Source organism: Symbiopectobacterium purcellii (assembly GCF_052050035.1).
Classification (GTDB): domain Bacteria; phylum Pseudomonadota; class Gammaproteobacteria; order Enterobacterales; family Enterobacteriaceae; genus Symbiopectobacterium; species Symbiopectobacterium purcellii_A.
In genome coordinates, this window is sequence record NZ_CP189882.1 from 4602102 (window position 1) to 4628606 (window position 26505).

Here is a 26505-nt window from a genome sequence, read left to right on the forward strand (position 1 = left end):
TGGGCAAAGTAGACCTGCGCCCCTTTGATTTGAGTAATTTGCTCGTGCAGAGGCTTTGTTGAATAATTTAACCGTTTGATTTACATCTTCTTTAGTTAGAATGCATTTACAGAGAATGTATTTTGTTAGAACGACAAATCAAATAGTTAGCACAATAAAAAGCATTCCGAGAGGAAAAATTAGTCGTTGAAATTTTATAATGCTTATATAAATCAGTATCTTAAATTATTCAACAAAGCCTCGTGCAGAGCGAATTCAGGGCCGTTATCAGCTGTTAGGGTCTTAAACTTGCAAAAGGTATTAGCTTCAATGTCCCTGAAAGCAGCAACCACAGTCTCCGCACGCTTATTAGGCAGTTTGCGAATGATGACGGTTTTCAATGCTTTATCTACGATGGTTAACAAGAATGACTTCTGGTCTTTGCCAAAAATAGTGGCTTTGTTGAATAAATCGAACTTTCAGGGGATCGCCGGATCAGAGCACTATCATCGCTCCCGATAGCAGCTCCCCATGGCAAAGCAAAAGTTTAAAATCACCAACTGGCCCACCTACAACAAAGCACTCAGACAACGCGGCTCCCTGACGGTCTGGCTTGATGAGTCCGCCATCGCTGCATGGACTGACAGTGCTTCGCCTGAAGGTCGTGGTCGGCCGCTTTACTACACCGATATGGCTGTTACCACGGTTTTGATGATAAAGCGCGTGTTTAACCTGTCGCTCCGGGCATTACAGGGCTTTGTCGACTCGGTTTTTACACTGATGAGCCTGCCACTGCGCTGCCCGGACTACTCTCTGGTCAGTCGGCGGGCAAAAACCGTCAGTATCAGCATAAAAACGCCAACGCGTGGTGAAATCTCGCATCTGGTCATCGACAGTACCGGTCTGAAGGTCTTTGGCGAAGGTGAATGGAAAGTCAGGCAGCATGGGGCTGACAGACGAAGAGTGTGGCGCAAGCTTCATCTGGCAGCAGACAGTGCGACGCATGAGATTATCTGTGCCGACTTATCGCTCAGCGGAACGACAGATGCGCAGGCACTGCCGGGCCTGATTAACCAAACTCACCGGAAAATCAGGGAAGTGTCAGCAGACGGTGCTTATGACGCCCGTTATAGCCAAGCGACTTAATTTTGATTACACCATATGGACTGAGAACAAACTCTCTGTATCGCAACCCATCTCTCTTTTTTTGCTTTTTGCTTGTGCCCATTTATGCTCAATTGGGTTAAGATCTGGCGAATATGTAGGCAAATACTCCACCATATACCCTGCATCGATGATGACTTGTTGAATATTATGTTTTTTGTGAAAAGTGGCATTGTCCATCATGATTACACTGTTTTTAGGGAGTACTGGGATAAGGACTTGTGTGACCCAGGCATAGAAAACATCGCTGTTAATATTGATATCAAATAATCCGATAGCAAACAGCGTTGTGCCTAATAAAGCGCCGATAACATTTGTTCTTCCCCTAGCTCCCCAGTTCTTCAGGCCAAAACACCGTTGACCTTTTGGGGAATAGCCGTGAGTCCGTGGGGCATCGTGTGAAAAACCACTTTCATCAATAAAAACAATAGGTTTACCTTCTTTTTCATACTGTTGTTTTTTTTGTTGAAATCCCTGCCGGGCGTTTTCGTCGGCTTTCGGATGACGTAGAGTTTTTTTATAGGTCAATCCCAGCTTTTTAAGCGCTTGCCAAATGGCCTTCTGACAAACGCCAAAACGCTCTGCACGTTCTTTTTGGTAAGCATCTGGATATTGTTCAACATCTTTTATCAACTCGGATTTATCGATCTTTCGCTGACGCGTGGTCGATGCTTTTGACTCTATTTGATTAATCCAACGCGATACAGAGGCAGGGCCAATCCGAAATTGCTTCGCTGTTTCTCGGATACTCAACCCTTCGTTTTTCCGTGTAGATATCACTTTACGTCTAAAATCAATTGAATAGCTCATTTAAATAATGTAATCAAAATTAAGTCGTTTAGCTATACTGCCACGATGCGTTGCTAAGAAAGAAAATCAGGCCCCTTATCCCGCCGCGAAGCGGAGCGAAATACTGGCCGGACAAGTACTATGAACGTAACCATGCGGTGGCGAATCAGCGTCTGAGCGGGAGTAATGATATGTGGAAAAAGAAAGTGGGTTATCACCGGCGTTCAGTGGCAGAAACAGCGATGTTCCGCATAAAAACTTTGCTGGGTGGCCACCTGAGCCTGCGTGACTACGATGCTCAGGTGGGTGAAGCCATGGCGATGGTCAAAGCGCTGAATCGTATGACGTTGTTGGGTATGCCACACAGCGTCAGGATCGGATAACAGGTGTAGCAGAGGGAGTCATCCTGTCGGCTAATTCTGATTTATTCAACAAAGCCAAAAATAGTGTCAATTTCGAAGTGGCCAGGCTCCTGTTTAAGCTCGGCTTGAGCTGGGCGATACTCAATACCAACACGGTTGGGAATAGGGCCTGATTTGAGGTTTTCGGCATTGTACCTGTAACGTTTTCCCCGATGAGGAAGTTGCTGATATAGCTCCCCGCCAGCCTGTCTCTCCTGCAGGATATAGCGATAGAGCGTATTCTTGTTGACAGATATACCGAATTCCAGGTGCAAACGGCCACTGATAATTTCAGGTGAAGAGTGAGTGGAAAGCTCCTGCCTGATGAAGTTCTGAATGTGTGGCTCCAACTGGTAAAAAGCATTGTTTGGCAGAGGCTTATGACGGCGTTCCCGGGCCAGAGTGTCCGCCCTGCTACAGCAGTAGACACCATTGAAAGTAGGGTCGGTATTGCGTCTGAGTTCCCTGCTGATGGTCGAGCGAGGCAGAGCAAGCTCTCTGGCGATGGTAGCTTGGTTGACACCTTCACCACGCCGCTTTTCGATGTAGAACCGTTCTTTCTGAGTCAGATGTTTTCCCTGCATGCAACAGGCTCTCCAGTATGGCCAGAACGGTGATTTTATCCGACTCTGGCAAGTGGGTCACTTTGTTGCGTTTCGAGTGGGAATTGGGCCTATGATGGTAATTGCTGCGGTGGCAACCAGTGGGCCAACACCTGGAATGTCCATAATCCGCCGACAGGCCTCATTCTGTTTCGCCCAAGTGGCAAGCTGTTTTTCGATACCCTCTATCTGCATATCCAGGTCATTGAGGCGCCGACGCTGGTCTTCAAACTGGTAGTTCAGGAACGGTGGCAGCTTTTCCTTAAGTCGCTCAAGCACCTCTGGCATCGCCTTGTCCAGTGACGCACGGCCTTTACGCACAGTTTCGCCGAACTCCAACAGCAATCCGTGCAGCGCGTTGATTTGCGCGGTGCGGAACTTCAATAAGCGTGTTGCTTAATAGTGAAATAAGGGTGTTTCGGTGATTGAAGTAAATTTTACGCTGTTCTGAGATGGAAATTCCAAAGACCGGCGCTAAGGAGTAAGAAGGTATCATCAATAAAGGGTCTACGATTCCGTAAAATTTGGGTCATGCAACCGAGGCGCTTGATACCCGCGATGGCGTGTTCAACTGTAATACGGATGCCCGAGATTATTTTATTTTCTTGTTTTTGTTCAGGCGATAAAGGTCTTTTTCGAGTTCCTTTTTTTGGGATTTGTGTATTAGGATGCTGTTTATCTATACCTTGAAAACCGGTATCTGCCCAGATGGTTACCTCAGGAGGAATATGGCGAATTATATCGACTTTATCGAGTAAGCGTTTATCGTGACGGCGCCCATTTTTGCTCATGGGGATAAATCCAATTTGCCTTGTTTCGTCAGTCATAATAAGCCCTTTTCGAGTGGTCTGTCTTTTCTTTCCCGAATACATTTTTTTTCGCCGACGCAGATTCTTAGGCTTTTGGACAGGTCGCTCTGTCCCATCAATAAAGACGTCTTTAACTCCAGGAAAGGCGCGAAAAAATTCCTCAGCAGAGCGAATTTGACGAGCGGGCAAAACACATTCTCGCCCCAAGGTCATCTCTAAAACCGGCAATAATATTTTTACCCAGCGACATACCCGTGTTCTATCTAAACCAAAAAGAAGTCCTTGCAAATCATAGGTCGGATAACATTTTAAATACAATAAAATAAAAAGCAGTTTATCTAATGGGGTTGGGATAAATCCTTTCTGCCCTGCACCCATCTGCCGCTCGTGATCTTTTCGATTCTTTTTCCGATAAATCAAATAACAAGCTGAAAATTCAGCGGCTAAATTTTTCAATTCTTCGACTGATAATGGCTTTGTTGAATAATTTAAAATACTGATTTAAATGGGTATTATAAAATTTTAACGACTAAATTTTACTACCGTAATGCTTTTTATTGTGCTAACTATTTGATTTATCGCTCTAACAAAATACATTTTCTGTACATGCATCCCACCTAAAGAAGTTGTAAATCAAAACGTTAAATTATTCAACAAAGCCACTGATAATCCAATGATTGCTTTACATAAACGAGGCTTTGTTGAATAAATCAGAATTAGCCGACAGGATGACTCCCTCTGCTACACCTGTTATCCTATCCTGACGCTGTGTGGCATACCCAACAACGTCATACGGTTCAGCGCTTTGACCATCGCTATGGCTTCACCTACTTGAGCCTCATAGTCACGCAGGCTCAGATGGCCACCCAGCAAAGTTTTTATGCGGAACATCGCTGTTTCTGCCACTGAACGCCGGTGATAACCCACTTTCTTTTTCCACATATCATTACTCCCGCTCAGACGCTGATTCGCCACCGCATGGTTACGTTCATGGTACTTGTCCGGCCAGTATTTGGCTCCGCTTCGCGGCGGGATAAGGGGCCTGATTTTCTTTCTTAGCAACGCATCGTGGCAGTAACGGGCGTCATAAGCACCGTCTGCTGACACTTCCCTGATTTTTCGGTGGGTTTGGTTAATCAGGCCCGGCAGTGCCTGCGCATCTGTCGTTCCGCTGAGCGATAAGTCGGAACAGATAATCTCATGCGTCGCACTGTCTGCTGCCAGATGAAGCTTGCGCCACACTCTTCGTCTGTCAGCCCCATGCTGCCTGACTTTCCATTCACCTTCGCCAAAGACCTTCAGACCGGTACTGTCGATGACCAGATGCGAGATTTCACCACGCGTTGGCGTTTTTATGCTGATACTGACGGTTTTTGCCCGCCGACTGACCAGAGAGTAGTCCGGGCAGCGCAGTGGCAGGCTCATCAGTGTAAAAACCGAGTCGACAAAGCCCTGTAATGCACGGAGCGACAGGTTAAACACGCGCTTTATCATCAAAACCGTGGTAACAGCCATATCGGTGTAGTAAAGCGGCCGACCACGACCTTCAGGCGAAGAACTGTCAGTCCATGCAGCGATGGCAGACTCATCAAGCCAGACCGTCAGGGAGCCGCGTTGTCTGAGTGCTTTGTTGTAGGTGGGCCAGTTGGTGATTTTAAACTTTTGCTTTGCCATGGGGAGCTGCTATCGTGAGCGATGATAGTGCTTTGATCCGGCGATCCCCTGAAAGTTCGATTTATTCAACAAAGCCCATAAACGATTATCTCGTAACAACCGCTCTTTGTTGATCATTTCAAACCTTTATTCTCTAAGTTAAACCTCTTTTTATTCTCAATAGCCTGACAAAAAATGCAAGTCTCTATTCAGCAACTAGTTTACTAACTGGCGGCGCATTTTGTGCAGCGACAGTACTGCCTGCTGTTCCTCAGTTTTGACGGCAACGGCTTTATAGCCAAGCGACATTATTTTGATAACAGCCAGCTATGCTTCTTTGCCGCATATCAGGGCATAGGATGTAATCATTTTTAAGTCGGTTGGCTATAGCTGGCTGCTGGACCGCCATCCAGATAGCACGGGCATCCATCACGTCATTTTTATTGCCCATCACGAAGGCCTTGACGAATTTGCCCTGGAGTAGTCTGACCTTATGCCCCAGTTTTTCCAGCTCCCGCGCCCAGTGCTGGGAACCGCCGCAAGCTTCCATGCCAATCAGGCAAGGCTCACGATTGCTGAAGTATTCCAGCAGCGCGTCGCGCTTTATCTGTTTATCGATGACTTCACCGGTATGTTCATTAATGAAATGAACCTGCATCAGATGTTTTGCGATATCGACGCCAACAGGGGTATATTTCATGTCGTGGATCTTCCAGTTATCAGGGAGCTTTATGCATCCCGTGTTGGGCACAATGATGCCGTAAGTCTGCGAGGATCCACACCTTACCTGCCGAACCCTTCGCTGCTCTCAAATGTGTGGGATGCGTTCATCTCATTCTCCTGCCCTGTCAGTTGAAAATCACGCTAAGATACCCCGTGCATCAGGTATAGCCAAGCGACATTATTTTGATAACAGCCAGCTATGCTTCTTTGCCGCATATCAGGGCATAGGATGTAATCATTTTTAAGTCGGTTGGCTATAAACCCCCCATGTCAGGGTAGTTGTCGCCTCTGAGTGAAAAAAATCTAGGGGGCTGGAGAAGCTGTTCATGGGAAGCTATTCGCCAGAACGTAAAGCGGCTGTGATCGCCAGAATGTTGCCGCCGCATAGTCAGTCTATTTACCAGATATCCCGCCTGGAAGGCATTCCCGCCAATACGCTTTATGGCTGGCGGTCTCAGGCTGGAATTCCGACTCAGTCGGCAGCCAGTGAGAGTAAACTCCACCTGGAGTGGTCTCAGGATGCGCGCTTCGCCGTTATCGTTGAAACCGCGCCGCTTTCTGCTCATGCTGTGGCTGAATACTGTCGCCGTAAAGGCCTCTATCCTGAACAGATTCAGCAGTGGAAGGACGAGTTTATGCAGCCAGGTCAGCGTGCAGAAAGAGCCTTAATAAAGAAACAGCAAAAAGAAATTCAGCAGCTTAATCGTGAAATAGCCCGCAAGGACAAAGCCCTCGCCGAAGCGGCGGCACTGCTCATCCTGGAAAAAAAGCTCAAGGCGTTCTTCGACGAAGAACGCGAGGTCGAATGACGCGCACAGCCGACAGGTTACGGCTGATGAAGATGCTGGAGGAGGCTGCCACTGCCGGCGTCCGGCAAAGCGATGCCTGCAGGTCTGTAGGTATTAGCGAGCGGACGTTCCAGCGCTGGCGGCTAAGTCCTGACGACCGGCGACCGACGGCATCACGGCCGATGCCGAAAAACAGGCTCAGTGCTGAAGAGGAACAGCAGGTGCTGGCCATCTGCCATGAGCCACGATTCGCCAGTCTGTCGCCGGCGCAAATCGTACCGGCACTAGCCGATGAGGGGCGTTACGTTGCCAGTGAATCGACGTTTTACCGGGTGTTGCGCCGTGCCGGAGAGGTCAGTCATCGCGGGCGTCAGCAGGCCCCGCAAAGTAAGCCGCTGTCGACATGGAAGGCGATCGCGCCGAACCAGGTGTGGTCGTGGGACATCACCTGGCTGAAGTCGCTGACGGCGGGTCACTGGTTCTACCTGTATAGCCAACCGACTTAAAAATGATTACATCCTATGCCCTGATATGCGGCAAAGAAGCATAGCTGGCTGTTATCAAAATAATGTCGCTTGGCTATATCTCATAGAAGATGTGTTCAGTCGCAAAATAGTGGGTTATGAGGTGTACCCGGTCGAAAGCGGCGAGTATGCAGCAGAACTGCTGAAGCGAGCGCTGCTGGCAGGAGCCGCTGGTACTGCATGCGGATAACGGTGCACCGATGAAGTCACAGGTGCTGCAGGTGAAGCTTGCGGAGCTGAAGATAACCCCGTCACACAGTCGGCCGCGGGTAAGCAACGACAACGCCCACGTGGAATCGCTGTTCAGGATGCTGAAATACGTGCCTGCATGGTCTGAAAAAGGCTTTGCAACGCTGGAAGATGCGCGAGCCTGGGTGGAAACCTTCGTCGGCTGGTACAACGAGGAACATCGCCATAGCGGTATCCGGTATGTCACGCCGGGCCAGCGGCACAGAGGCGAAGACAGCCAGTTGCTGGTAAAGCGAAAATCGGTGTATGAGGCAGCAAAAATGCAGAACCCGCATCGTTGGTCAGGGCCAACAAGAAACTGGGAGCGGCAGGACGAAGTGTGGCTAAATCCGGAACGGAAAAAACAGGCCGTATGAATCAACTGGGGCGACAACTACCTTGACACGCACCGTAAACCGGTGGGTATCCATTTACGCTAGGGGTTTATTTATACGTCTCTGCGCCGATAAAACAAGCCTATAGGCGGTAATGCGGAAAAATATAGCTAAACGACTTAATTTTGATTACATTATTTAAATGAGCTATTCAATTGATTTTAGACGTAAAGTGATATCTACACGGAAAAACGAAGGGTTGAGTATCCGAGAAACAGCGAAGCAATTTCGGATTGGCCCTGCCTCTGTATCGCGTTGGATTAATCAAATAGAGTCAAAAGCATCGACCACGCGTCAGCGAAAGATCGATAAATCCGAGTTGATAAAAGATGTTGAACAATATCCAGATGCTTACCAAAAAGAACGTGCAGAGCGTTTTGGCGTTTGTCAGAAGGCCATTTGGCAAGCGCTTAAAAAGCTGGGATTGACCTATAAAAAAAACTCTACGTCATCCGAAAGCCGACGAAAACTCCCGGCAGGGATTTCAACAAAAAAAACAACAGTATGAAAAAGAAGGTAAACCTATTGTTTTTATTGATGAAAGTGGTTTTTCACACGATGCCCCACGGACTCACGGCTATTCCCCAAAAGGTCAACGGTGTTTTGGCCTGAAGAACTGGGGAGCTAGGGGAAGAACAAATGTTATCGGCGCTTTATTAGGCACAACGCTGTTTGCTATCGGATTATTTGATATCAATATTAACAGCGATGTTTTCTATGCCTGGGTCACACAAGTCCTTATCCCAGTACTCCCTAAAAACAGTGTAATCATGATGGACAATGCCACTTTTCACAAAAAACATAATATTCAACAAGTCATCATCGATGCAGGGTATATGGTGGAGTATTTGCCTACATATTCGCCAGATCTTAACCCAATTGAGCATAAATGGGCACAAGCAAAAAGCAAAAAAAGAGAGATGGGTTGCGATACAGAGAGTTTGTTCTCAGTCCATATGGTGTAATCAAAATTAAGTTGCTTGGCTATATAAGTAAAGAATTCAACGCCAGATCATACTTTTTAAACGTGGTTAGGCACGAGCGCGACGCCTGAACTACGCAATTAGGGGCGAAAAACGGTTAAGAAAAAACCGAATTTTCATACCAAACACGGCGTCACATTATTTGCTGACGTTGTGATGAACGGATAACAAATTCTCAGGAGGCGGCGGTATTTGCAGATCAAACCCCTCGTCCTTAAGCGCCTGCTTTACTTTTTCAATGTCGGCTGACGCTAATTTTTTGCTGCCATCGAGCGGTAATAGCATCACCAACTGCGGCGAGCCAAAACTTTTCATCAGCGCTTCCGGTACGCGGGAGAAATCGTCTTTTTTATCAACATAGAGGTAGGTTTGATCGCGTTTAGCGCTTCGATAGATCACACAAAACATTTTTTTACTCGATTAGATGGGAATGTCATCTTGCCTGTATATAATTGTGACTATAACATGCTTACAGCACTCTGGAATATCATGTTGCCATGCAAATCCAGGGATTTAACAGGCTGAAACAGAGTCAGGATAGATGTCACAAACGCCAATTGAGTTAAAAGGCAGCAATTTTACCTTATCGGTTGTTCATTTGTATGAGTCGCAGCCCGAGGTAATTATTCAAGCATTACAGGAAAAGATAGAACAGGCTCCCGCATTTTTAAAAAATGCACCTGTGGTTATTAATGTTGCCGCCCTGACGGAAGAAATAGACTGGTTATCTATCCAGCACGCTATTATTTCTACAGGGTTACACGTGGTAGGTGTGAGCGGATGTAAGGACGAGGTACTTAAAAAAGCCATTATCAAAGCGGGATTACCGCTGTTAAATGAAGGCAAGTCACCGCGTCGGGCACCGGAACCTATTCCCGTTTCACCCACAATAGCCAAAACGAAAGTGATTACCGCGCCGGTTCGTTCCGGACAGCAGATTTATGCCAGAGAGTGTGACTTAATCGTACTGAGCAGCGTCAGCGCCGGTTCAGAAGTTATCGCCGATGGCAATATCCATATTTACGGCATGATGCGGGGCCGAGCGCTGGCGGGCGTCTCGGGTGATGTACAGAGCCAAATCTTCTGTACGCATCTTGCAGCCGAACTGGTATCCATCGCCGGGCGTTACTGGCTCAGTGACAAGATCCCAGCGGCACATTTCGGGAAGGCCGTGCGTCTGAAGCTCGACCAACTCGCAAACGATTTAACCATACAACCTCTAGACTAAGCCCTTTAACAAGGAACTATTTATGGCACGCATTATTGTTGTTACATCGGGTAAAGGGGGCGTTGGCAAGACTACTTCAAGCGCGGCCATTGCTACCGGTTTAGCCCAGAAAGGTAAAAAGACGGTTGTTATCGACTTCGATATTGGGCTGCGTAACCTCGATCTCATCATGGGATGCGAGCGCCGCGTAGTCTACGATTTCGTCAATGTGATTCAAGGCGATGCCACGCTGAATCAGGCATTAATCAAAGACAAGCGCACGGAAAACCTCTATATCCTGCCCGCGTCACAAACCCGTGACAAAGATGCACTGACGCGCGAAGGCGTGGAAAAAGTGTTGGATACGCTGGCAGAGATGAAGTTTGATTTTATCATCTGTGACTCGCCGGCCGGAATTGAAACGGGTGCATTGATGGCGCTCTATTTTGCCGACGAAGCCATCATTACCACCAACCCGGAAGTGTCATCAGTGCGCGACTCTGACCGCATTCTTGGTATCCTCGCCTCCAAATCACGCCGGGCAGAACGCGGGCAGGATGCGATTAAAGAGCACTTGCTGCTCACCCGTTACAATCCAGGCCGCGTCAGCCGCGGTGATATGTTAAGCATGGAAGATGTACTGGAAATTCTTCGTATTTCGCTGGTTGGAGTTATCCCCGAAGATCAGTCCGTACTACGCGCCTCAAACCAGGGGGAACCGGTGATCCTTGATATCGCTTCTGACGCAGGTAAAGCCTACGCTGACACCGTAGATCGCTTGCTGGGTGAAGATCGTCCCTACCGTTTCATTGAGGAAGAGAAAAAGAGTTTTCTTAAACGCCTTTTTGGGGGATAAATTATGGCATTACTCGACTTCTTTCTGTCCCGCAAAAAAAACACTGCGAATATTGCCAAGGAGCGGCTGCAAATTATCGTTGCAGAACGCCGCCGTGGCGACAGTGAGCCACATTATTTGCCACAGTTAAAGCGGGATATTTTGGCGGTGATCTGTAAATACGTACAGATCGACCCGGAAATGGTGACGGTGCAGTTGGAGCAAAAAGGGGATGATATCTCCGTGCTTGAGCTTAACGTCACCCTGCCTGAACCGGAAGAACCCGCTAAATGAGTCCAAGGAATTAAATAACCCCCGCACCTTGTGGGGGTTATTCTGCTGTTACCCTTCGCGAGTCAACAAATCGCGCAACGGTTCATCGAACAGTTTAGCTCGCCAGCCGTTCAACATTTCCGGCGCAGTGCCTTCTTGAGCAAACAGTTTCCAATGCCAATTCAACAAGCGGTTGATCTGACGCCGTGATGCCAGTAATTCAGCAGAAAGTCCACTGCGTTCACTCACCTGTGTCACCAGATTTTTGATGTATTTAAACACGCGCTTATAGCCGGGGTAGTCGATCAAATTAACGATCGGCGCGGGATAGTGGGATTCCGGCAGCGCATTGGCCTGGGTGACAATATCGAGCAGTGTTTTCCCGTGATAACGGATTTCCGGGCCGCTCAGCCCCAATGCACTCAACTCACCCAACGAGGACGGCATACAGCGCGCCACCTGAAGTAAATTTTCTTCCCGTACCACAAAGTTGACCGAGCTGTCGCGCTGACGCGCCAGATTGAGCCGCCACTGAGCAAGCAGTTGTAAACAAGCCAGTTGCTTGCCACGCAGTTGCCAGGCGTTACCAAATTCACGATAGGCCAGTTCCGGCGTGAGAATATCCTGTTTACGCTGACACAGTAGCCGGCACTCATCCAACGCCGCGTCCAGCCATCCAGCTTCACGCGTTTCGGCCACAATCTTCTCAGCCATCGGCAATAGGTAGAAGACATCTGCAGCAGCATAGTCACACTGTTTCTCAGTCAACGGACGCGCCAGCCAGTCGGTACGCGACTCGGTTTTATCCAGCGTCACACCTTGATAATCAGCCACTAAAGCAGCAAATCCATAGGACAAGGGCTTACCGAGAAAGGCGGCCAAAATCTGTGTATCGATAAACGGATGCGGCAACACGCCAAATGCATTAATAAACACCTCAAGATCTTCACTGCTGGCGTGCAGGAACTTAGTCACCTGCGCATCCTGCAACAGCGCCACGAACGGCTGCCAGGCGCTGATAGTGAGGGGATCAATCAGAGAGAGGGTTTCGCCGTCAAAAAGCTGGATGAGACCCAATTGCGGATAATAGGTGCGAGTGCGGACAAATTCGGTATCCAGCGCGACCTGCGTGTGCTGACGCGCCTGCTGACAAACCTGTTCCAGGCCATTGTTGTCGCTGATTAACTGATAATTCAAAACGGGTTCTCTTGTTTTTAACTGTCGGCTACTGCAAAAACAACGCCGGTATAACCGGCGTTGTTAACCTTTTGCTATGATAGCCTGTCATGCGGCGATCTGGCAGACGTTTTATTGATAAATCAGGAAACCTTTGCGGCAACTTCATCGGGTGACTTTTGCTTGGCGTTGTCTGCGCGTAATTCGCGGCGCAAAATCTTTCCCACGTTAGATTTTGGTAACTCTTCCACAAACTCGACCAGTTTTGGCACTTTGTAGGCGGTCAGATTACGACGGCAATGGGTAATCAGTTCATCTTTACTCAGGCTGCTGTCACGGGCCACAACATAGGCTTTAACGGCTTCACCGCTCAGCTCGCTTTCCACACCGATCACCGCGGCCTCGGACACTTTTGGATGGCGCGCAATCACTTCCTCGATTTCTGTCGGATAGACGTTAAATCCGGACACCAGAATCATGTCTTTTTTGCGATCGATCACGCGCAGAAACCCCTCTTCATCTGCCGTGACAATATCGCAGGTTGCCAGCCACCCCGCTTTCAGCACCTCTTGCGTCGCAGCCGGTTGAAGCCAGTAGCCCAGCATGACCTGCGGACCTTTCACCCACAGTTCCCGCGACTCACCCGGTGCCACATCCTGCCCCTCATCATCCACAATACGCACATCGGTAGAGGGCACTGGCAAACCGATGCTGCCGCTGTAGTGTTTTAAATCATAGGGGTTGCCTGCCACTAGCGGTGAGCTTTCCGTCAGGCCATAACCTTCCAGCAGGTGTTTCCCCGTCAATTTTTCCCACAGCTCGGCCACCGATTGCTGCACCGATGCGCCACCGCCCACCGACAAACGCAGCGTAGAAAAATCCAGTTCGTGGAAGGCCTTGTTATTCAGCAATAGGTGTTAACTCCCGTGACTGCCGTAAACGGGTATTTACCGAGTTCTTTCACCACCGCCGGAATATCCCGCGGATTGGTGATCAACAGGTTCTGCCCACCCAGTTCAACAAACAGCAGGCAGTTTACCGTCAGCGCAAAGATGTGATAAAGCGGCAGCATGGTAACCACCAGCTCATGGCGCTCTTGCAACACCGGACCGTAGGCGGCTTTCGCCTGTGCCAGATTGGCCTGCATATTACGGTGCGTGAGCATCGCCCCTTTCGACAACCCGGTGGTGCCGCCGGTATATTGCAAAAAGGACAGATCTGCATTCACAATTTGTGGTTTGATGTACTGAAGACGCAGCCCTTGTTGCAGCGCGCTGCGAAACGAGATGGCATCCGGCAGATGGTATTTCGGCACCAGACGCTTGATGTATTTAACCACAAAGTTGACCAGCGTCCCTTTCGCGGTAGAAAGCTGATCGCCCATGCGCGTCAGGATCACATGTCTAACGTCAGTTTTATAGACCACCTTTTCCAGCGTATGTGCAAAGTTGGACACAATGAGAATGGCGGTTGCGCCGCTGTCCTTCAACTGGTGCTCCAGTTCACGCGGCGTATAAAGCGGGTTAACGTTAACCACCACCAGGCCCGCGCGCAAAATACCAAACAACGCGACTGGATATTGCAACAAGTTCGGCATCATCAGGGCCACGCGATCGCTTTTTTGAAGATGGAGCTGATTTTGCAAATAGGCAGCAAATGCACGGCTACGCTCTTCCAACTTGCGGAAAGTCATCACCTCGCCCATGTTAATAAACGCGGGCAGGTCGGCATATCGGGTAACCGCATTTTCAAAAAGATCGACCAACGACGTATAGCTATCCGGGTTAATTTCGGCTGGCACGTTAGCCGGATAACGCGTTAACCAGATTTTCTCCAAGGCATCACTCCCAAGGTATTTTTTTAGTGGCATGATGATTCTCCCACCGCTCGTATAATTAACATTATTTTAACTCAGCTTGCCAGTTGCTGCTGAGACAATATCGAGGTTGAGAGTTCGATCACGCCTTATTGTTAATCATAATTCTGCGTTTTTTAAGAGAGAAAAAACGCCATTTATTGCGTCACAATCGTCTCGATTCGAGCCGGGCCCCAGTCATTGCCAAAGCCCCAACCCCGCCGGTAGCGCCAATCCCATCCCCACGGATCAGCAGCGCCGGGCTGCAAGATGACCTGCTGCGTTTCGTTCCAGCGTTGATAACCCGTCACATTGATCACCACAAAGCGATAAGGTCTGCTGCCTATCTGACCTTGCTCCATTTCCGCGACGGACCCCACGACGGTCACCAGTCGGCCCTGAAAATCGAGGGGCTCAAGAAAACCTTTGACGTTGGCGATGAATCGCCCTTCCGAAACGCTCTCCAACTGAGGCCGCGCCCAGCGATCCAACGGCAGGCTGACAATCACCAGACGGGTTTTGTCATTTTCGTTATGTACGGCGACAACGCGACCGCCGAGACGCGCTTCCTGGCCCAAGGCCATCTGCGGCATCAACATAATTTGTGACAAACGGTCGTACGGTCTTTCCGAACTACTCTGGATGGATTCAGAAATCGAGGAACAACCTGCCAGCAACAGTGCCAGCGCCGCGAACGTCACCTGTTTTGACCAATTAGAAATCGCCATAATACTGATCCCTTTGCCATTACCTACACATTAGAGTAGGCAGTAATGCAATAAGTTGCGCGGTTATCAGACGCGGCCGGGTAATTTTTTCCAGGTGACGTTGTTGCGCAGATAGCGCGGCAAGGCATCAGCAACGGCGACCGCGTTACCTGACTGCCACTGATGACAAGCCAACGGCAGCATATCCTGTGCCTGTGGCAGCAGCATATCGCCCGGTGTCAGCGTGATCGCGGCGTGGGCAGCCAGTGTCGGATACGTCTCCCACCCGGTACCAACGGTCACCCATTCACCGCGCAGCAGCAGTGTGCGCTCCAGCACCTGTTGTGGCGTCAGCACGGCTTCATGCTCGTCGCCCTGCCAGTTGCCGTCAACATCACGCTGATACTCGGCCCAATAGACTTCGCCCATGCGAGCGTCAATCGCCGCCAGCACGCGCGTAGCACCTGTGCGGCGCCAGGCCCCCTGCGCCATCGTGGCAAGCGTCGAGATACCCAGCATCGGTAAATCTGCGCCTAATGCCAACCCTTGAGCGATACCAATGCCAATGCGCACACCGGTAAAGCTGCCGGGGCCTTGACCAAATGCCAGCGCATCCAGGCTGTTCAACGTCACACCGGTTTCGGCCAGCACCTGTTGCACCATCGGCAACACGCGTTGGATATGTTCACGGGGACACACTTCATACAGGGAGAAAATTTGACCATCATTCCAGAGCGCAACGGAACAGGCTTCCGTCGCAGTATCGAGCGCTAAAATTCGCGTAGACATGCCGACCTCAGGCAGGGAAACAAAATAACGCGGCGTAGCATAGCACACCGCGCATGGAATTACTTAGAGGCATCACACCGCTTCGGTGCGGGAAAGAAAACGGATCGCTTGCGCCAGATCGCGCGTGCGGGCAGCGGGCGGCAGGCTTTGCAGAAAGGTTTTTCCGTAAGGACGCATCACCAGACGGTTATCGCAGATAACGATAACACCGCGATCGTCCACATCACGAATCAAACGCCCCACCCCTTGTTTCAGGGTGATGACCGCATCGGGCAGTTGCACCTCGTCAAACGGATCGCCGCCGCACAGGCGACAATCTTCAATACGCGCTTTCAGCAGCGGGTCATCTGGCGAGGTAAACGGCAGCTTATCGATAATCACACAAGAGAGCGCGTCACCGCGCACATCCACCCCTTCCCAGAAACTGCTGGTCGCCACCAGCAACGCATTCCCGGCAGAGACAAACTGCGCTAACAGTTGCGCCTTGCTGGTTTCTCCCTGAAGCAACACGGGCAACGTCAAAGAGGCACGGAACTCCGCGGCCAGATCGCGCATCATTTGGTGCGAGGTGCACAGCATGAAGCAACGTCCGCGATTCGCCTCGATGAGCGGGCGCAACTGAGTGGCCAACCGTTGTGCCGCACCGCGTTGCTGCATCTCCGGCAGAAAACGTGGCACGCAGAGCAGCGTCTGCTGCGCATAATCAAACGGACTCGGCAGCAACATAGATTGCGCATGGTCCAATCCCAGGCGTTCCGTAAAGTGTTCGACCCTGTCGTTAACCGACAGCGTTGCTGAGGTAAAGATCCAGGCGGCCTTCTTTTCATGCATCAACTCTCTAAAACGGTCGGCCACGGAGAGCGGGGTCAACGCCAACACGAAGTGCCGCGCATTGCATTCATACCAATAGCTGTAACCAGCCTGTTGCACATCCTGTAGCCGCTTGAGACGCGCGCGATACAGGGTAGCGCGTTCAAAGGCGGCATCCAGCAACGTCGAGCGCCCGAGAGAAAGTTTGGCAACGTCATAGCAGAGCTCAAGCGCATCATCGAGCAACAGCAGCGCGCGTTGCAACGAGGGCTGCGCCAGCACATCGCGCAGGTTGCCACGAAAGCAGGGCTCACCCAGCGCCAGCCGAAAATCCTGCGTACTTTGCGCTAAACGATCGGCGGATTTTTGCAACTGAGCCGCATCGCGCACTTCGGTGCGATAGGCGATAATGATATCTTTCGTCAGATCGAGCAGTTGGCGACTGGTGAGTTGCTGACCAAAGTAGTGGCTGGCGATATCAGGGATCTGGTGGGCTTCATCGAAAATCACCACGGCGCTATCGGGGATCAGTTCAGCAAATCCGCTCTCTTTGACCACCATATCCGCCAGATAAAGGTGATGGTTAACCACCACAACGTCAGATTCCATCGCCTTACGTCGCGCCTTCACCACAAAGCACTCCTTGTAATGTGGGCAATCGCTCCCCAGACAGTTGTCGTTGGTGCTGGTGACTAACGGCCACACCGCACTATCCTCCGCCACGTCGGTGCAGGTACTGATGTCACCGTCTACCGTGGCCGATGACCAACCGCGCAAACGTACCAGTTCGCTCAACGCCTCACCGCTCAGATCGCCGCCGGCCAGGGATTGCTGCTCAAGCCGCTCGATACATAAATAGTTCGATCGCCCTTTGAGTAACGCGACCTGTCCGGTGTAGCCCAAAGCGGTGGCGATGCGCGGCAAATCACGTGAAAAAAGCTGGTCTTGAAGGGCTTTAGAGCCGGTGGAGACGATAACCTTGCGTTCAGAACGCAACGCCGGTACCAGATAAGCATAGGTTTTTCCGGTCCCGGTGCCCGCCTCCACCACCAGCGCACGTTGTTCAACAATGGCTCGCTCTACCGCCGCAGCCATATCACGCTGAAGTTCACGCGGTTTAAAACCGTCAATGGCTTGCGCCAGGGTGCCTTCGGGAGAAAAATCGTCCTGTACGGAATGTTTTGTCACACACGCTCTCTGTTTGTCACTGCCAATGGTCACAACCACAACCGCAAGGGATACCGTGAAGCTATCGTCCAATTATGCCCTGTGTCTGTCCCGGCAGCCACCCTGCATCGCAATCGCATCGCCTCAAACCGCAGAATCATGCTAAGCTGCAAAACAATTTTTACTTCACAGGATTGATGCAGGGAGACAACCAATGACAGACATTATCAGGATTCAACCAGAAGCCCGCTGGTCCGATGCCGTAATTCACAACAACACCCTTTACTACACCAGCGTGCCGGAAAATTTGGATGCCGATGCCGAGGCACAGACCGAAAACGCCTTGGCGCTGCTTGATGCCATCCTGAAACAGAATGGCTCAGACAAAACGCGTCTGTTGGATGTGACGATTTTCCTTGCCGATGCGGCTGATTTTAACGCCATGAATGCCGCCTGGGATGCCTGGGTAGTGGCAGGCCAGGCACAGGTACGCTGTACCGTAGAAGTGCGTCTAATGAACCCGAAATATAAAGTGGAAATCAAAGCTATTGCCGCGCTGTAGTACAGTGAAGAATAAGTACAGCGAAGAATAAGCGAATCGCTAAGCGCCTGCGTTAGGGCTTATTAATCCTGTCACTTTCATCATAAGTGACGGCGTCACTTCTATGTTGCCGCCGTAAGTCAGCGGCAACCAATGCGATGGCCTCTCCGCTGCTCATACCTTGTGCCATCAGCGATTGAATACGTTCAACCGCGTCTTGCTGCTGCGAGTGGGTTAAAGGGGGCATATCATTGAACATTCAGTCAGCTTCCTTATACGCCGTGGGCGAATTGTGCTAGGCTGACGCACTCGCGTGGCCTATATAAACACGCATCATAACGCTAACGACGATATTAATCAGCACCTGCACGATGACATAACACCGATGGATTCTCGTTTACCTGATTTTCACAGACTGCCTTATCAGCCGGACACCCTGCTGCATCTGTTTGCCCGCTTCTCTCGTCAGCCATGGGCTATGTTGCTGCATTCCGGTTTTGCCGAACACCAGCACAACCGTTTCGACATCATGGTGGCCGATCCGGTGGCAACATTAACCACCGACGGCGATGAGACTCTCATCATGCGTGCGGATGGTACAGAGCGCTCGGCGCAAGATCCCTTCTTGTTGCTGCGCCAGGCGATGACGCAGGCCGGGATCACCGCACACACCCATCCCGACATGCCTTTTCAGGGCGGAGCACTCGGACTGTTTGGTTACGATCTCGGGCGGCGCGTCGAAACGCTGCAGTCTCAGGCCAAGCAGGATATCCACCTGCCGGACATGGAGGTGGGTATCTACGACTGGGCACTGATCGCCGATCACCAGCAGCAGACGCTTACGCTGGTGACCTATGGCGGCCATGAGGCGCGGCTCGCCTGGTTAGCTGCACCGCCAGATGCGCCCTCCCTTGACGATTTCCAACTGACTACCCCGTGGCAGTCCAATATGACACGGGAAGAGTACGGCTTGCGCTTTCAACGCATTCAAGCCTACCTGCGCGCGGGGGATTGCTATCAGGTCAACCTGGCACAACGCTTCAGCGCAGGTTACCGCGGTGATGAATGGCAGGCTTTTCTCTCGCTCTCTGATGCCAATCGGGCCCCATTTTCTGCGTTTATCCGTTTGCCGGCGCATTGCGTTATCAGCGTATCGCCAGAACGTTTCTTGCAGTTACAAAACCAGCGCATTGAAACGCGCCCCATCAAGGGCACGCTGCCGCGCGCAGCCGATCCACAGGAAGATGCGCGCCGCGCCATGGCGCTTGCTGCCTCGCAGAAAGATCGGGCAGAGAATGTCATGATTGTCGACCTGCTACGTAATGATATTGGTCGCGTTGCCGTACCCGGCAGCGTGCGGGTGCCAGCGCTGTTTCACGTTGAGCCGTTTCCCGCGGTGCACCATCTGGTCAGCACCATTGAAGCAAGGCTACCGGAAACCCGCCATGCCACAGATTTGCTGCGCGCCTGTTTTCCCGGTGGCTCCATCACCGGTGCCCCCAAGATTCGCGCCATGGAGATTATTGAAGAGCTGGAACCGCATCGCCGCAACGCTTATTGTGGCAGCATCGGCTATATCAGTGTCTGTGGCACCATGGATACCAGCATTACCATTCGCACGCTGATCGCAGAACAGGGCCAACTTCACTGCTGGGCGGGTGGCGGTATCGTCGCAGATAGTCAAGAACAGGCGGAATATCAGGAAACTTTGGATAAACTGGGGCGTATTCTTCCTCTACTATACTACACACGGCGCACAGGTTATGAGTTCAGTGATTCAGCCGGTTACCTTCCCATTCCCCCCGCTGACTGACGATTTGGCGAACTTCGTCACACGCTTTCAGCTGCAGCGAGCACCGCAGGCCAAACCGGTACGTCAAATGCGTAAAGCGGCGGTGCTGGTGCCAATCGTGTGCCTCGCTCATGCCCCGATGCTGTTGCTGACCCGGCGTGCCAGCACGCTGCGCAAACATGCCGGGCAAGTCGCCTTCCCTGGTGGAGCCTCAGACAGCTGCGACGCCAGCCTGATCGCCACGGCGCTGCGAGAAGCTCAAGAGGAAGTGTCAATTGCCCCTGAGGTCGTGACCGTGTTAGGCACCCTGCCGCCGCTGGACAGTGTCAGCGGTTTTCAGGTCACGCCCGTGGTTGGGCTTCTGCCTGCCAATATTCGTGTTGCACCCAATGCGGATGAGGTTGCGGAGCTGTTTGAAATGCCGTTGACCGATGCGTTTTCGCTGGCGCGCTACTATCCGCTGGATATTGAGCGCCAGCGCCAAACGCACCGTGTTTATCTCTCCTGGTATCGACAACAGTTTGTCTGGGGGCTGACAGCTGCCATCATTCGCCAGTTAGCGCTTCAAGTCTCTGCCTCAACCGTCTGAAATGTATAGCCAAGCGACTTAATTTTGATTACACCATATGGACTGAGAACAAACTCTCTGTATCGCAACCCATCTCTCTTTTTTTGCTTTTTGCTTGTGCCCATTTATGCTCAATTGGGTTAAGATCTTGCGAATATGTAGGCAAATACTCCACCATATACCCTGCATCGATGATGACTTGTTGAATATTATGTTTTTTGTGAAAAGTGGCATTGTCCATCATGATTACACTGTTTTTAGGGAGTACTGGGATAAGGACTTGTGTGACCCAGGCATAGAAAACATCGCTGTTAATATTGATATCAAATAATCCGATAGCAAACAGCGTTGTGCCTAATAAAGCGCCGATAACATTTGTTCTTCCCCTAGCTCCCCAGTTCTTCAGGCCAAAACACCATTGACCTTTTGGGGAATAGCCGTGAGTCCGTGGGGCATCGTGTGAAAAACCACTTTCATCAATAAAAACAATAGGTTTACCTTCTTTTTCATACTGTTGTTTTTTTTGTTGAAATCCCTGCCGGGCGTTTTCGTCGGCTTTCGGATGACGTAGAGTTTTTTTTATAGGTCAATCCCAGCTTTTTAAGCGCTTGCCAAATGGCCTTCTGACAAACGCCAAAACGCTCTGCACGTTCTTTTTGGTAAGCATCTGGATATTGTTCAACATCTTTTATCAACTCGGATTTATCGATCTTTCGCTGACGCGTGGTCGATGCTTTTGACTCTATTTGATTAATCCAACGCGATACAGAGGCAGGGCCAATCCGAAATTGCTTCGCTGTTTCTCGGATACTCAACCCTTCGTTTTTCCGTGTAGATATCACTTTACGTCTAAAATCAACTGAATAGCTCATTTAAATAATGTAATCAAAATTAAGTCGTTTAGCTATAGCATTTTATTCTGGTGTTCCCTTGCACGACTATTAACCATACATAATCAGGGGTATTTCTATTCCCCTGATTATTCATGGCAAACGCAAGTGTGACGCGGATCAGCTATAAGTTATATTCACCTGGCGCATAAGATCTTTTCATGTGAAAAGGCCAATCCTGCCAGATAAACCCCACTACAATAGCGCGATCCAAGGAGTATTATTCTAAATCTGCGCTTTTGAGGAGTTTCCGCGTGATAAGCGTTTTCGACATGTTCAAGATCGGTATTGGCCCTTCGAGCTCTCATACGGTTGGACCGATGAAAGCCGGTAAGCAATTTGTCGATGATTTGATTGAGCTGGGTAAACTTGGCGATGTTACCCGTATTGCCGTTGACGTCTACGGCTCGCTCTCCCTGACGGGGAAAGGACACCATACTGATATCGCCATTATTATGGGACTGGCGGGTAACATGCCCGATACCATCGCCATCGATACCATTCCGGGATTTATCCGCGACGTAGAACAGCGCGAACGCCTGATGCTGGCTAACGGTCAGCATGAAGTGGATTTTCCGCTGCACGGCGGCATGAATTTTCGCAGTGAAAACCTCTCTCTGCACGAGAATGGCATGACCATCACCGCTTTTGGCGGCGACCTCCCGCTGTATCGCAACACCTATTACTCAATCGGCGGTGGATTTATCGTTGATGAAGCCCTGTTTGGTCAAAGCAGCACAAGCGACGTTCAGGTGCCGTTTCCGTTCCACTCAGCAAAAGAGATTCTGATGCACTGTAAACAGCACGGCTTGTCGCTTTCCGGGTTGGTGATGCGCAATGAGTTGGCACTACACAGCCGGGATGAGATTGAGCACTACTTTGCCGCAGTATGGCAAACTATGCATGCCTGCATCGATCGTGGCATCAATACCGAAGGGGTGTTGCCCGGCCCACTGCGAGTACCACGTCGAGCCTCGGCGTTGCGTCGTATTCTGGGCGCCGCTGGAAAACACTCCAACGACCCGATGGACGTGGTCGATTGGGTTAACATGTTCGCGTTAGCCGTGAATGAAGAAAACGCGGCCGGCGGCCGCGTCGTAACCGCACCAACCAACGGAGCTTGTGGGATCCTTCCGGCGGTGTTGGCCTATTACGATCACTTTATTGAGCCGATCACCACTGACATTGCCCTGCGTTATTTCCTCGCCGCCGGGGCGATCGGCATCCTGTATAAAATGAATGCCTCGATCTCTGGGGCGGAAGTTGGCTGTCAGGGCGAAGTCGGTGTGGCATGTTCCATGGCGGCAGCGGGCCTGGCGGAATTACTCGGTGCCAGCCCGGAGCAAGTGTGCGTTGCGGCTGAAATTGGTATGGAGCACAACCTTGGCCTCACTTGCGATCCTGTCGCGGGTCAGGTTCAGGTGCCGTGCATTGAGCGCAATGCCATCGCCTCGGTTAAAGCCATCAATGCAACACGCATGGCCATGCGTCGCACCAGCGAACCGCGCGTATCGCTCGATAAAGTGATTGAAACCATGTACGAAACCGGCAAAGACATGAATGCCAAATATCGCGAAACCTCGCGCGGCGGTTTGGCCGTGAAAGTACAATGTGATTAACAGCGCGTGACTGGTTGAACATGTCACGCCCCAAAAGCAAAACCCCTCAACAGAGTTTTTTTTTTTCGGGTGCGTAGCCAGGATTACTCTTCTTCATCCGCATAAGGATCGGCCAAACGGGTCACTCGCACCAGTTCTATACGGTATTCCGATACCGCCATGACCTCAAAACGGAAGTGATGCAGTTCAATCACCTCGCCCACCTTGGGAATTTCATTGCTGTGTGCCAGCAACAACCCCGCCAACGAGGCATACTCTTCTTTCGGATCGACCAGTTCATGACTGTCAAACACCTGTTGCAACGTGTGCAAATCGGTGCCGCCTTTCACTAACCAGCCGCCCTCTTCGACCACAATATCCGGTGTTTCATCTTCATCCGGGAATTCACCGGCAATCGCTTCCAGAATATCCAACGGTGTCACCAGTCCCTGCACCACACCAAACTCGTTGGTGACGACAACCACACTGCCTTTTGCACGGCGCAGTACCGGCAGCAGGTTGATGGCATCCAGCGTATCTGGCACCACCAGCGGCGGTGTGGCTGCGGCAAAGCTCTCCACATCCACGCCTTTATCCAACGCCACCAGCAATTCTTTGGCACGTACCACACCGACCAACTCATCCAGAGAACCACGGCAAACCGGGAACAGGCTGTGCGGCGTATCCAACAGTTGCACGCGAATATCGTCAATCGAGCGTTCACTGTCCACCCAGGAGATCTCGGTACGCGGCGTCATCACACTGCGCAGCGACCGCGATGCCAGCGTCAATACGCCGCTTATCATGTAGCGTTCTTCTTCTGCGAAAGTTTCCATGGCGGGAGATACCGGCTTGGCTTCTTCATCGTCCGTGGCTTTACGCGCCCCCATCAAACGCAGGATCGCTTCGGCAGTCCGCTCACGCATCGGACGGCGCGACTGGTGCTTGATAAAATTGCGGCGTGCAATCTGGTTAAACAGCTCAATCAGAATCGAGAAACCGATCGCGGCGTACAAGTAACCTTTCGGGATATGGAAGCCGAAACCTTCCGCCATCAAGCTCAAACCGATCATCAGTAAGAAACTAAGGCAGAGCACCACCACCGTCGGATGCGCATTGACGAAGTTCATCAGTGGCTTGGAGGCCAGCAACATCACCACCATCGCAATTACTACCGCCGTCATCATGACGCCGATATGGTTAACCATACCGACAGCCGTAATCACTGCATCCAGTGAGAAGACGGCATCCAGCACCACAATCTGTGCGACAACCGCCCAGAAACTGTCGTGAACTTTGGGTCCGTTATGCTCATGCGGCCGATTTTCCAGCCGTTCATGCAGCTCCGTGGTGGCTTTGAACAGCAAAAATAGCCCCCCCGCCAGCAAGATCATATCGCGCGCCGAGAAACCGTAACCGGCGATAGTGATCAGTGGGTTGGTCAGTTTCACCATCCATGAAATCAGAGACAGCAGCCCCAGGCGCATCAAGAGCGCCAGCGAGATGCCAATGACACGGGCCTTGTCGCGCTGCTTCGGCGGTAACTTATCCGCCAGAATGGCAATAAACACCAGGTTATCGATGCCCAGAACGATTTCCAATACGACCAGCGTCAACAGGCCCGCCCAGATTGAGGGATCCAGAAAAAATTCCATGTCAGACTCCAAAAAGGGTTCAAGCAGACAGCATCAACACTGGCGGTGTGATGTGAAGCAGCATAGGGGAAACAGCGAGAGAATAAATACCGCCCTGGCGGCTATCGATAAGTGGGTGACCCATCAGGTCAGCCCCAGAAACAGCACCGGCGCAGGCCGGCTGGGTAAGAAAGGATTGTCGGTGACGGTCCATATAGAGTGGGTCGAAACCCTGTGCTCCTAAGCAATTAAAAAGAGGGCTACTCTAGCAGGTTGTTTCGAATTTTTACAAAGATTTCTTTGCTACCAAGTAACGCCCATTCGCAACGATTCTTAACATGCCCGTGATATTGTTCTCAATCACATAACAAACGGCGTTTTAACCAGCAAATACGTAAGCAGCATCACACTATTTATTTTTTCAGTGGGTAAAATAAATCGAACTTTACACCCATGATGGGGAGCCTGAATCGTTTCATAGCATATAACGCTACAGCGCAGCCTTTTTATTCTTTTATGATTCTTGAGTAAAAACTTGCGTTCATACTGATATCACTTCGGTTAATCGCCTTCCCCCTTAACCGGATGCATTGAGTACCTTAAATAGAATGAGGAGGTAGCAAGTGAGTATTGCAATTATGTTGTGCACTCACGGATCCACCGCCGGGCCGCTGCTGAAAACAGCGGAAATGATTCTGGGTGAACAAAGCAACGTTGCCTGGATTGATTTCGTTCCCGGTGAAAATGCGGAAACGTTAATTGAGAAATATCAGGCTAAGCTCGAAACGTTGGATACGTCGCTTGGCGTGCTGTTTCTTGTTGATACCTGGGGCGGCAGCCCGTTCAATGCCGCCAGCCGTCTGGTTACGGATAAAGCCAACCATGACGTGATTGCCGGGGTGAATATCCCAATGCTGGCAGAAACGTTTATGGCGCGCGACGATAACCCCAGCTTCGAGGAGTTGATTGCCATCGCGCTGGAAGCGGGTCGCACTGGCGTGAAAGCGCTAAAAACCGCTGAACCGGCGCCTGTCGCCAAACCCGTGGCCAAAGCCGTCGCTCCCGCACAGGTTGGCCCCGGTGGGCATATGAAGATTGGTCTCGCGCGTATTGATGACCGCTTGATTCACGGTCAGGTAGCGACCCGCTGGACCAAAGAGACCAATGTAAGTCGCATTATCGTCATTAGTGATGAAGTTGCCGCCGATAACGTGCGCAAAACGCTGCTGACACAGGTTGCCCCTCCCAGTGTCACTGCCCACGTGGTGGATGTTGCCAAAGCGATCCGGGTGTATGAAAACCCGAAATACGCCAATGACCGGGTGATGCTGCTGTTCACCAATCCTACCGACGTGCAGCGTCTGGTTGAGAACGGCGTTGAAATCACGTCTGTGAACATCGGAGGCATGGCGTTTCGTCAGGGTAAAACCCAGGTTAATAACGCCGTCTCCATTGATGCCAAAGATATCGAAGCCTTCAAGGCATTGGATGCGCGCGGCATTGAACTGGAAGTCAGAAAGGTATCAACCGATTCTAAACTTAAAATGATGGACCTGATTGCCAAGGTGAATAGCTAACCTGGCAACGACAGGCGCATTGCTGCCCCTGGCAGGTCAATGCTCTGT

The 26505-nt window shown here is 50.9% G+C and carries 25 protein-coding genes and 6 pseudogenes; 14 read left to right on the forward strand and 17 right to left on the reverse strand.

All coding sequences use genetic code 11. The features are described from left to right. Positions 1-212: 212 nt before the first annotated feature. A complete protein-coding gene (locus tag ACQGXV_RS31295; RefSeq protein WP_440864202.1) occupies positions 213-404 on the reverse strand; it encodes a hypothetical protein in 192 nt (63 codons plus the stop codon). A 106-nt stretch (positions 405-510) separates the two neighbouring features. Here ACQGXV_RS31295 and ACQGXV_RS31300 point away from each other — a divergent pair. After that, positions 511-1110 (forward strand): annotated as a pseudogene (locus tag ACQGXV_RS31300) (IS5 family transposase); the annotation flags it as partial. A 21-nt stretch (positions 1111-1131) separates the two neighbouring features. Here ACQGXV_RS31300 and ACQGXV_RS31305 read toward each other — a convergent pair. Next, the gene (locus ACQGXV_RS31305) at positions 1132-1953 is read right to left on the reverse strand and encodes an IS630 family transposase (RefSeq protein ID WP_440864113.1); all 822 of its coding nucleotides are present in this window, start codon (positions 1951-1953) and stop codon (positions 1132-1134) included. Between the two features lie 35 nt (positions 1954-1988). On the opposite strand from ACQGXV_RS31305, the pseudogene ACQGXV_RS31310 reads away from it, so the two are divergent. Next, positions 1989-2315 (forward strand): annotated as a pseudogene (locus ACQGXV_RS31310) (transposase); the annotation flags it as partial. A 41-nt stretch (positions 2316-2356) separates the two neighbouring features. Here the strand turns inward: ACQGXV_RS31310 and ACQGXV_RS31315 are convergent. The 5 genes and pseudogenes from ACQGXV_RS31315 to ACQGXV_RS31335 form a co-directional block, all read right to left on the reverse strand. Continuing rightward, positions 2357-2917 (reverse strand): IS30 family transposase, encoded by a 561-nt coding sequence (locus tag ACQGXV_RS31315; protein WP_440864203.1) that lies wholly within the window; start codon positions 2915-2917, stop codon positions 2357-2359. Between the two features lie 87 nt (positions 2918-3004). Beyond that, positions 3005-3325 (reverse strand): annotated as a pseudogene (locus ACQGXV_RS31320) (IS110 family transposase); the annotation flags it as partial. A gap of 47 nt (positions 3326-3372) precedes the next feature. Next, positions 3373-4200, reverse strand: coding sequence for a transposase family protein (locus ACQGXV_RS31325; RefSeq protein ID WP_440863815.1), 828 nt, complete (start codon positions 4198-4200; stop codon positions 3373-3375). Positions 4201-4494: 294 nt separating this feature from the next. Then, entirely contained in the window at positions 4495-5418 is a 924-nt protein-coding gene (locus ACQGXV_RS31330) for an IS5 family transposase (protein ID WP_440864110.1), read from the reverse strand. 201 nt (positions 5419-5619) lie between these two features. Beyond that, positions 5620-6097, reverse strand: a pseudogene (locus ACQGXV_RS31335) (IS110 family transposase); the annotation flags it as partial. A gap of 121 nt (positions 6098-6218) precedes the next feature. Here ACQGXV_RS31335 and ACQGXV_RS31340 point away from each other — a divergent pair. The 4 genes and pseudogenes from ACQGXV_RS31340 to ACQGXV_RS31355 all read left to right on the forward strand — a co-directional run bounded on the left by ACQGXV_RS31340 (position 6219) and on the right by ACQGXV_RS31355 (position 9020). Then, complete coding sequence (locus ACQGXV_RS31340) at positions 6219-6365, forward strand: hypothetical protein (RefSeq protein WP_440864204.1); 147 nt, start codon at positions 6219-6221, stop codon at positions 6363-6365. Positions 6366-6446: 81 nt separating this feature from the next. Beyond that, a pseudogene (locus tag ACQGXV_RS31345) lies at positions 6447-8037 on the forward strand (integrase core domain-containing protein). A 160-nt stretch (positions 8038-8197) separates the two neighbouring features. Further along, entirely contained in the window at positions 8198-8563 is a 366-nt protein-coding gene (locus tag ACQGXV_RS31350; protein WP_440863997.1) for an IS630 transposase-related protein, read from the forward strand. Further along, entirely contained in the window at positions 8487-9020 is a 534-nt protein-coding gene (locus ACQGXV_RS31355; protein ID WP_440867276.1) for an IS630 family transposase, read from the forward strand. Before ACQGXV_RS31350 ends, ACQGXV_RS31355 begins: the two co-directional genes overlap by 77 nt. A gap of 156 nt (positions 9021-9176) precedes the next feature. Here the strand turns inward: ACQGXV_RS31355 and ACQGXV_RS31360 are convergent, their stop codons facing one another. Further along, positions 9177-9446, reverse strand: a complete 270-nt coding sequence (locus tag ACQGXV_RS31360) for a YcgL domain-containing protein (RefSeq protein WP_440864205.1) — start codon at positions 9444-9446, stop codon at positions 9177-9179. Positions 9447-9579: 133 nt separating this feature from the next. Here ACQGXV_RS31360 and minC point away from each other — a divergent pair, with 133 nt between their 5' ends. Genes minC through minE form a run of 3 tightly spaced genes read left to right on the forward strand, consistent with a single transcriptional unit; the run spans position 9580 to position 11374 of the window. After that, on the forward strand, positions 9580-10266 hold the full coding sequence (gene minC / locus ACQGXV_RS31365) for a septum site-determining protein MinC (RefSeq protein ID WP_440864206.1): 687 nt from the start codon (positions 9580-9582) through the stop codon (positions 10264-10266). A 22-nt stretch (positions 10267-10288) separates the two neighbouring features. Beyond that, on the forward strand, positions 10289-11101 hold the full coding sequence (gene minD, locus ACQGXV_RS31370; RefSeq protein WP_440864207.1) for a septum site-determining protein MinD: 813 nt from the start codon (positions 10289-10291) through the stop codon (positions 11099-11101). 3 nt (positions 11102-11104) lie between these two features. Beyond that, positions 11105-11374, forward strand: a complete 270-nt coding sequence (gene minE, locus ACQGXV_RS31375) for a cell division topological specificity factor MinE (protein WP_222160745.1) — start codon at positions 11105-11107, stop codon at positions 11372-11374. Between the two features lie 48 nt (positions 11375-11422). Here the strand turns inward: minE and rnd are convergent, their stop codons facing one another. The 5 genes and pseudogenes from rnd to ACQGXV_RS31400 form a co-directional block, all read right to left on the reverse strand. After that, positions 11423-12550, reverse strand: a complete 1128-nt coding sequence (rnd, locus tag ACQGXV_RS31380) for a ribonuclease D (RefSeq protein WP_440864208.1) — start codon at positions 12548-12550, stop codon at positions 11423-11425. Positions 12551-12672: 122 nt separating this feature from the next. After that, positions 12673-14366, reverse strand: a pseudogene (fadD, locus tag ACQGXV_RS31385) (long-chain-fatty-acid--CoA ligase FadD). Positions 14367-14542: 176 nt separating this feature from the next. Then, positions 14543-15112: a Slp family lipoprotein gene (locus ACQGXV_RS31390; protein ID WP_440864209.1), complete on the reverse strand. Its 570-nt coding sequence runs from the start codon at positions 15110-15112 to the stop codon at positions 14543-14545. 66 nt (positions 15113-15178) lie between these two features. Then, the gene (gene tsaB, locus ACQGXV_RS31395; protein WP_440864210.1) at positions 15179-15880 is read right to left on the reverse strand and encodes a tRNA (adenosine(37)-N6)-threonylcarbamoyltransferase complex dimerization subunit type 1 TsaB; all 702 of its coding nucleotides are present in this window, start codon (positions 15878-15880) and stop codon (positions 15179-15181) included. 72 nt (positions 15881-15952) lie between these two features. Continuing rightward, positions 15953-17878 (reverse strand): ATP-dependent DNA helicase, encoded by a 1926-nt coding sequence (locus tag ACQGXV_RS31400; protein ID WP_440867746.1) that lies wholly within the window; start codon positions 17876-17878, stop codon positions 15953-15955. Positions 17879-18071: 193 nt separating this feature from the next. Here ACQGXV_RS31400 and ACQGXV_RS31405 point away from each other — a divergent pair, with 193 nt between their 5' ends. Beyond that, positions 18072-18419 carry a RidA family protein gene (locus ACQGXV_RS31405; protein WP_440864211.1) on the forward strand — a complete coding sequence of 116 codons (348 nt, stop codon included), beginning with the start codon at positions 18072-18074 and terminating at the stop codon, positions 18417-18419. A gap of 52 nt (positions 18420-18471) precedes the next feature. Here the strand turns inward: ACQGXV_RS31405 and ACQGXV_RS31410 are convergent, their stop codons facing one another. Beyond that, positions 18472-18657 carry a YoaH family protein gene (locus ACQGXV_RS31410; protein WP_440864212.1) on the reverse strand — a complete coding sequence of 62 codons (186 nt, stop codon included), beginning with the start codon at positions 18655-18657 and terminating at the stop codon, positions 18472-18474. A gap of 126 nt (positions 18658-18783) precedes the next feature. On the opposite strand from ACQGXV_RS31410, the gene pabB reads away from it, so the two are divergent. Both pabB and ACQGXV_RS31420 read left to right on the forward strand, forming a co-directional pair. After that, positions 18784-20211, forward strand: a complete 1428-nt coding sequence (gene pabB, locus ACQGXV_RS31415; RefSeq protein WP_440864213.1) for an aminodeoxychorismate synthase component 1 — start codon at positions 18784-18786, stop codon at positions 20209-20211. After that, positions 20162-20779 (forward strand): CoA pyrophosphatase, encoded by a 618-nt coding sequence (locus tag ACQGXV_RS31420; protein WP_440864214.1) that lies wholly within the window; start codon positions 20162-20164, stop codon positions 20777-20779. Before pabB ends, ACQGXV_RS31420 begins: the two co-directional genes overlap by 50 nt. A gap of 28 nt (positions 20780-20807) precedes the next feature. Here the strand turns inward: ACQGXV_RS31420 and ACQGXV_RS31425 are convergent, their stop codons facing one another. After that, positions 20808-21341 (reverse strand): IS630 family transposase, encoded by a 534-nt coding sequence (locus ACQGXV_RS31425; RefSeq protein ID WP_440867747.1) that lies wholly within the window; start codon positions 21339-21341, stop codon positions 20808-20810. Continuing rightward, complete coding sequence (locus ACQGXV_RS31430; protein ID WP_440864215.1) at positions 21265-21630, reverse strand: IS630 transposase-related protein; 366 nt, start codon at positions 21628-21630, stop codon at positions 21265-21267. The genes ACQGXV_RS31425 and ACQGXV_RS31430 overlap by 77 nt, the downstream gene beginning before the upstream one ends. Positions 21631-21902: 272 nt before the next feature. Here ACQGXV_RS31430 and ACQGXV_RS31435 point away from each other — a divergent pair, with 272 nt between their 5' ends. After that, positions 21903-23267 carry an L-serine ammonia-lyase gene (locus ACQGXV_RS31435; protein ID WP_440864216.1) on the forward strand — a complete coding sequence of 455 codons (1365 nt, stop codon included), beginning with the start codon at positions 21903-21905 and terminating at the stop codon, positions 23265-23267. Between the two features lie 83 nt (positions 23268-23350). Here the strand turns inward: ACQGXV_RS31435 and ACQGXV_RS31440 are convergent, their stop codons facing one another. Then, on the reverse strand, positions 23351-24901 hold the full coding sequence (locus ACQGXV_RS31440) for a TerC family protein (protein WP_440864217.1): 1551 nt from the start codon (positions 24899-24901) through the stop codon (positions 23351-23353). Between the two features lie 602 nt (positions 24902-25503). Between ACQGXV_RS31440 and manX the strand changes: the two genes are divergently transcribed. Further along, positions 25504-26457 carry a PTS mannose transporter subunit IIAB gene (gene manX, locus ACQGXV_RS31445; protein WP_440864218.1) on the forward strand — a complete coding sequence of 318 codons (954 nt, stop codon included), beginning with the start codon at positions 25504-25506 and terminating at the stop codon, positions 26455-26457. Positions 26458-26505: the final 48 nt, after the last annotated feature.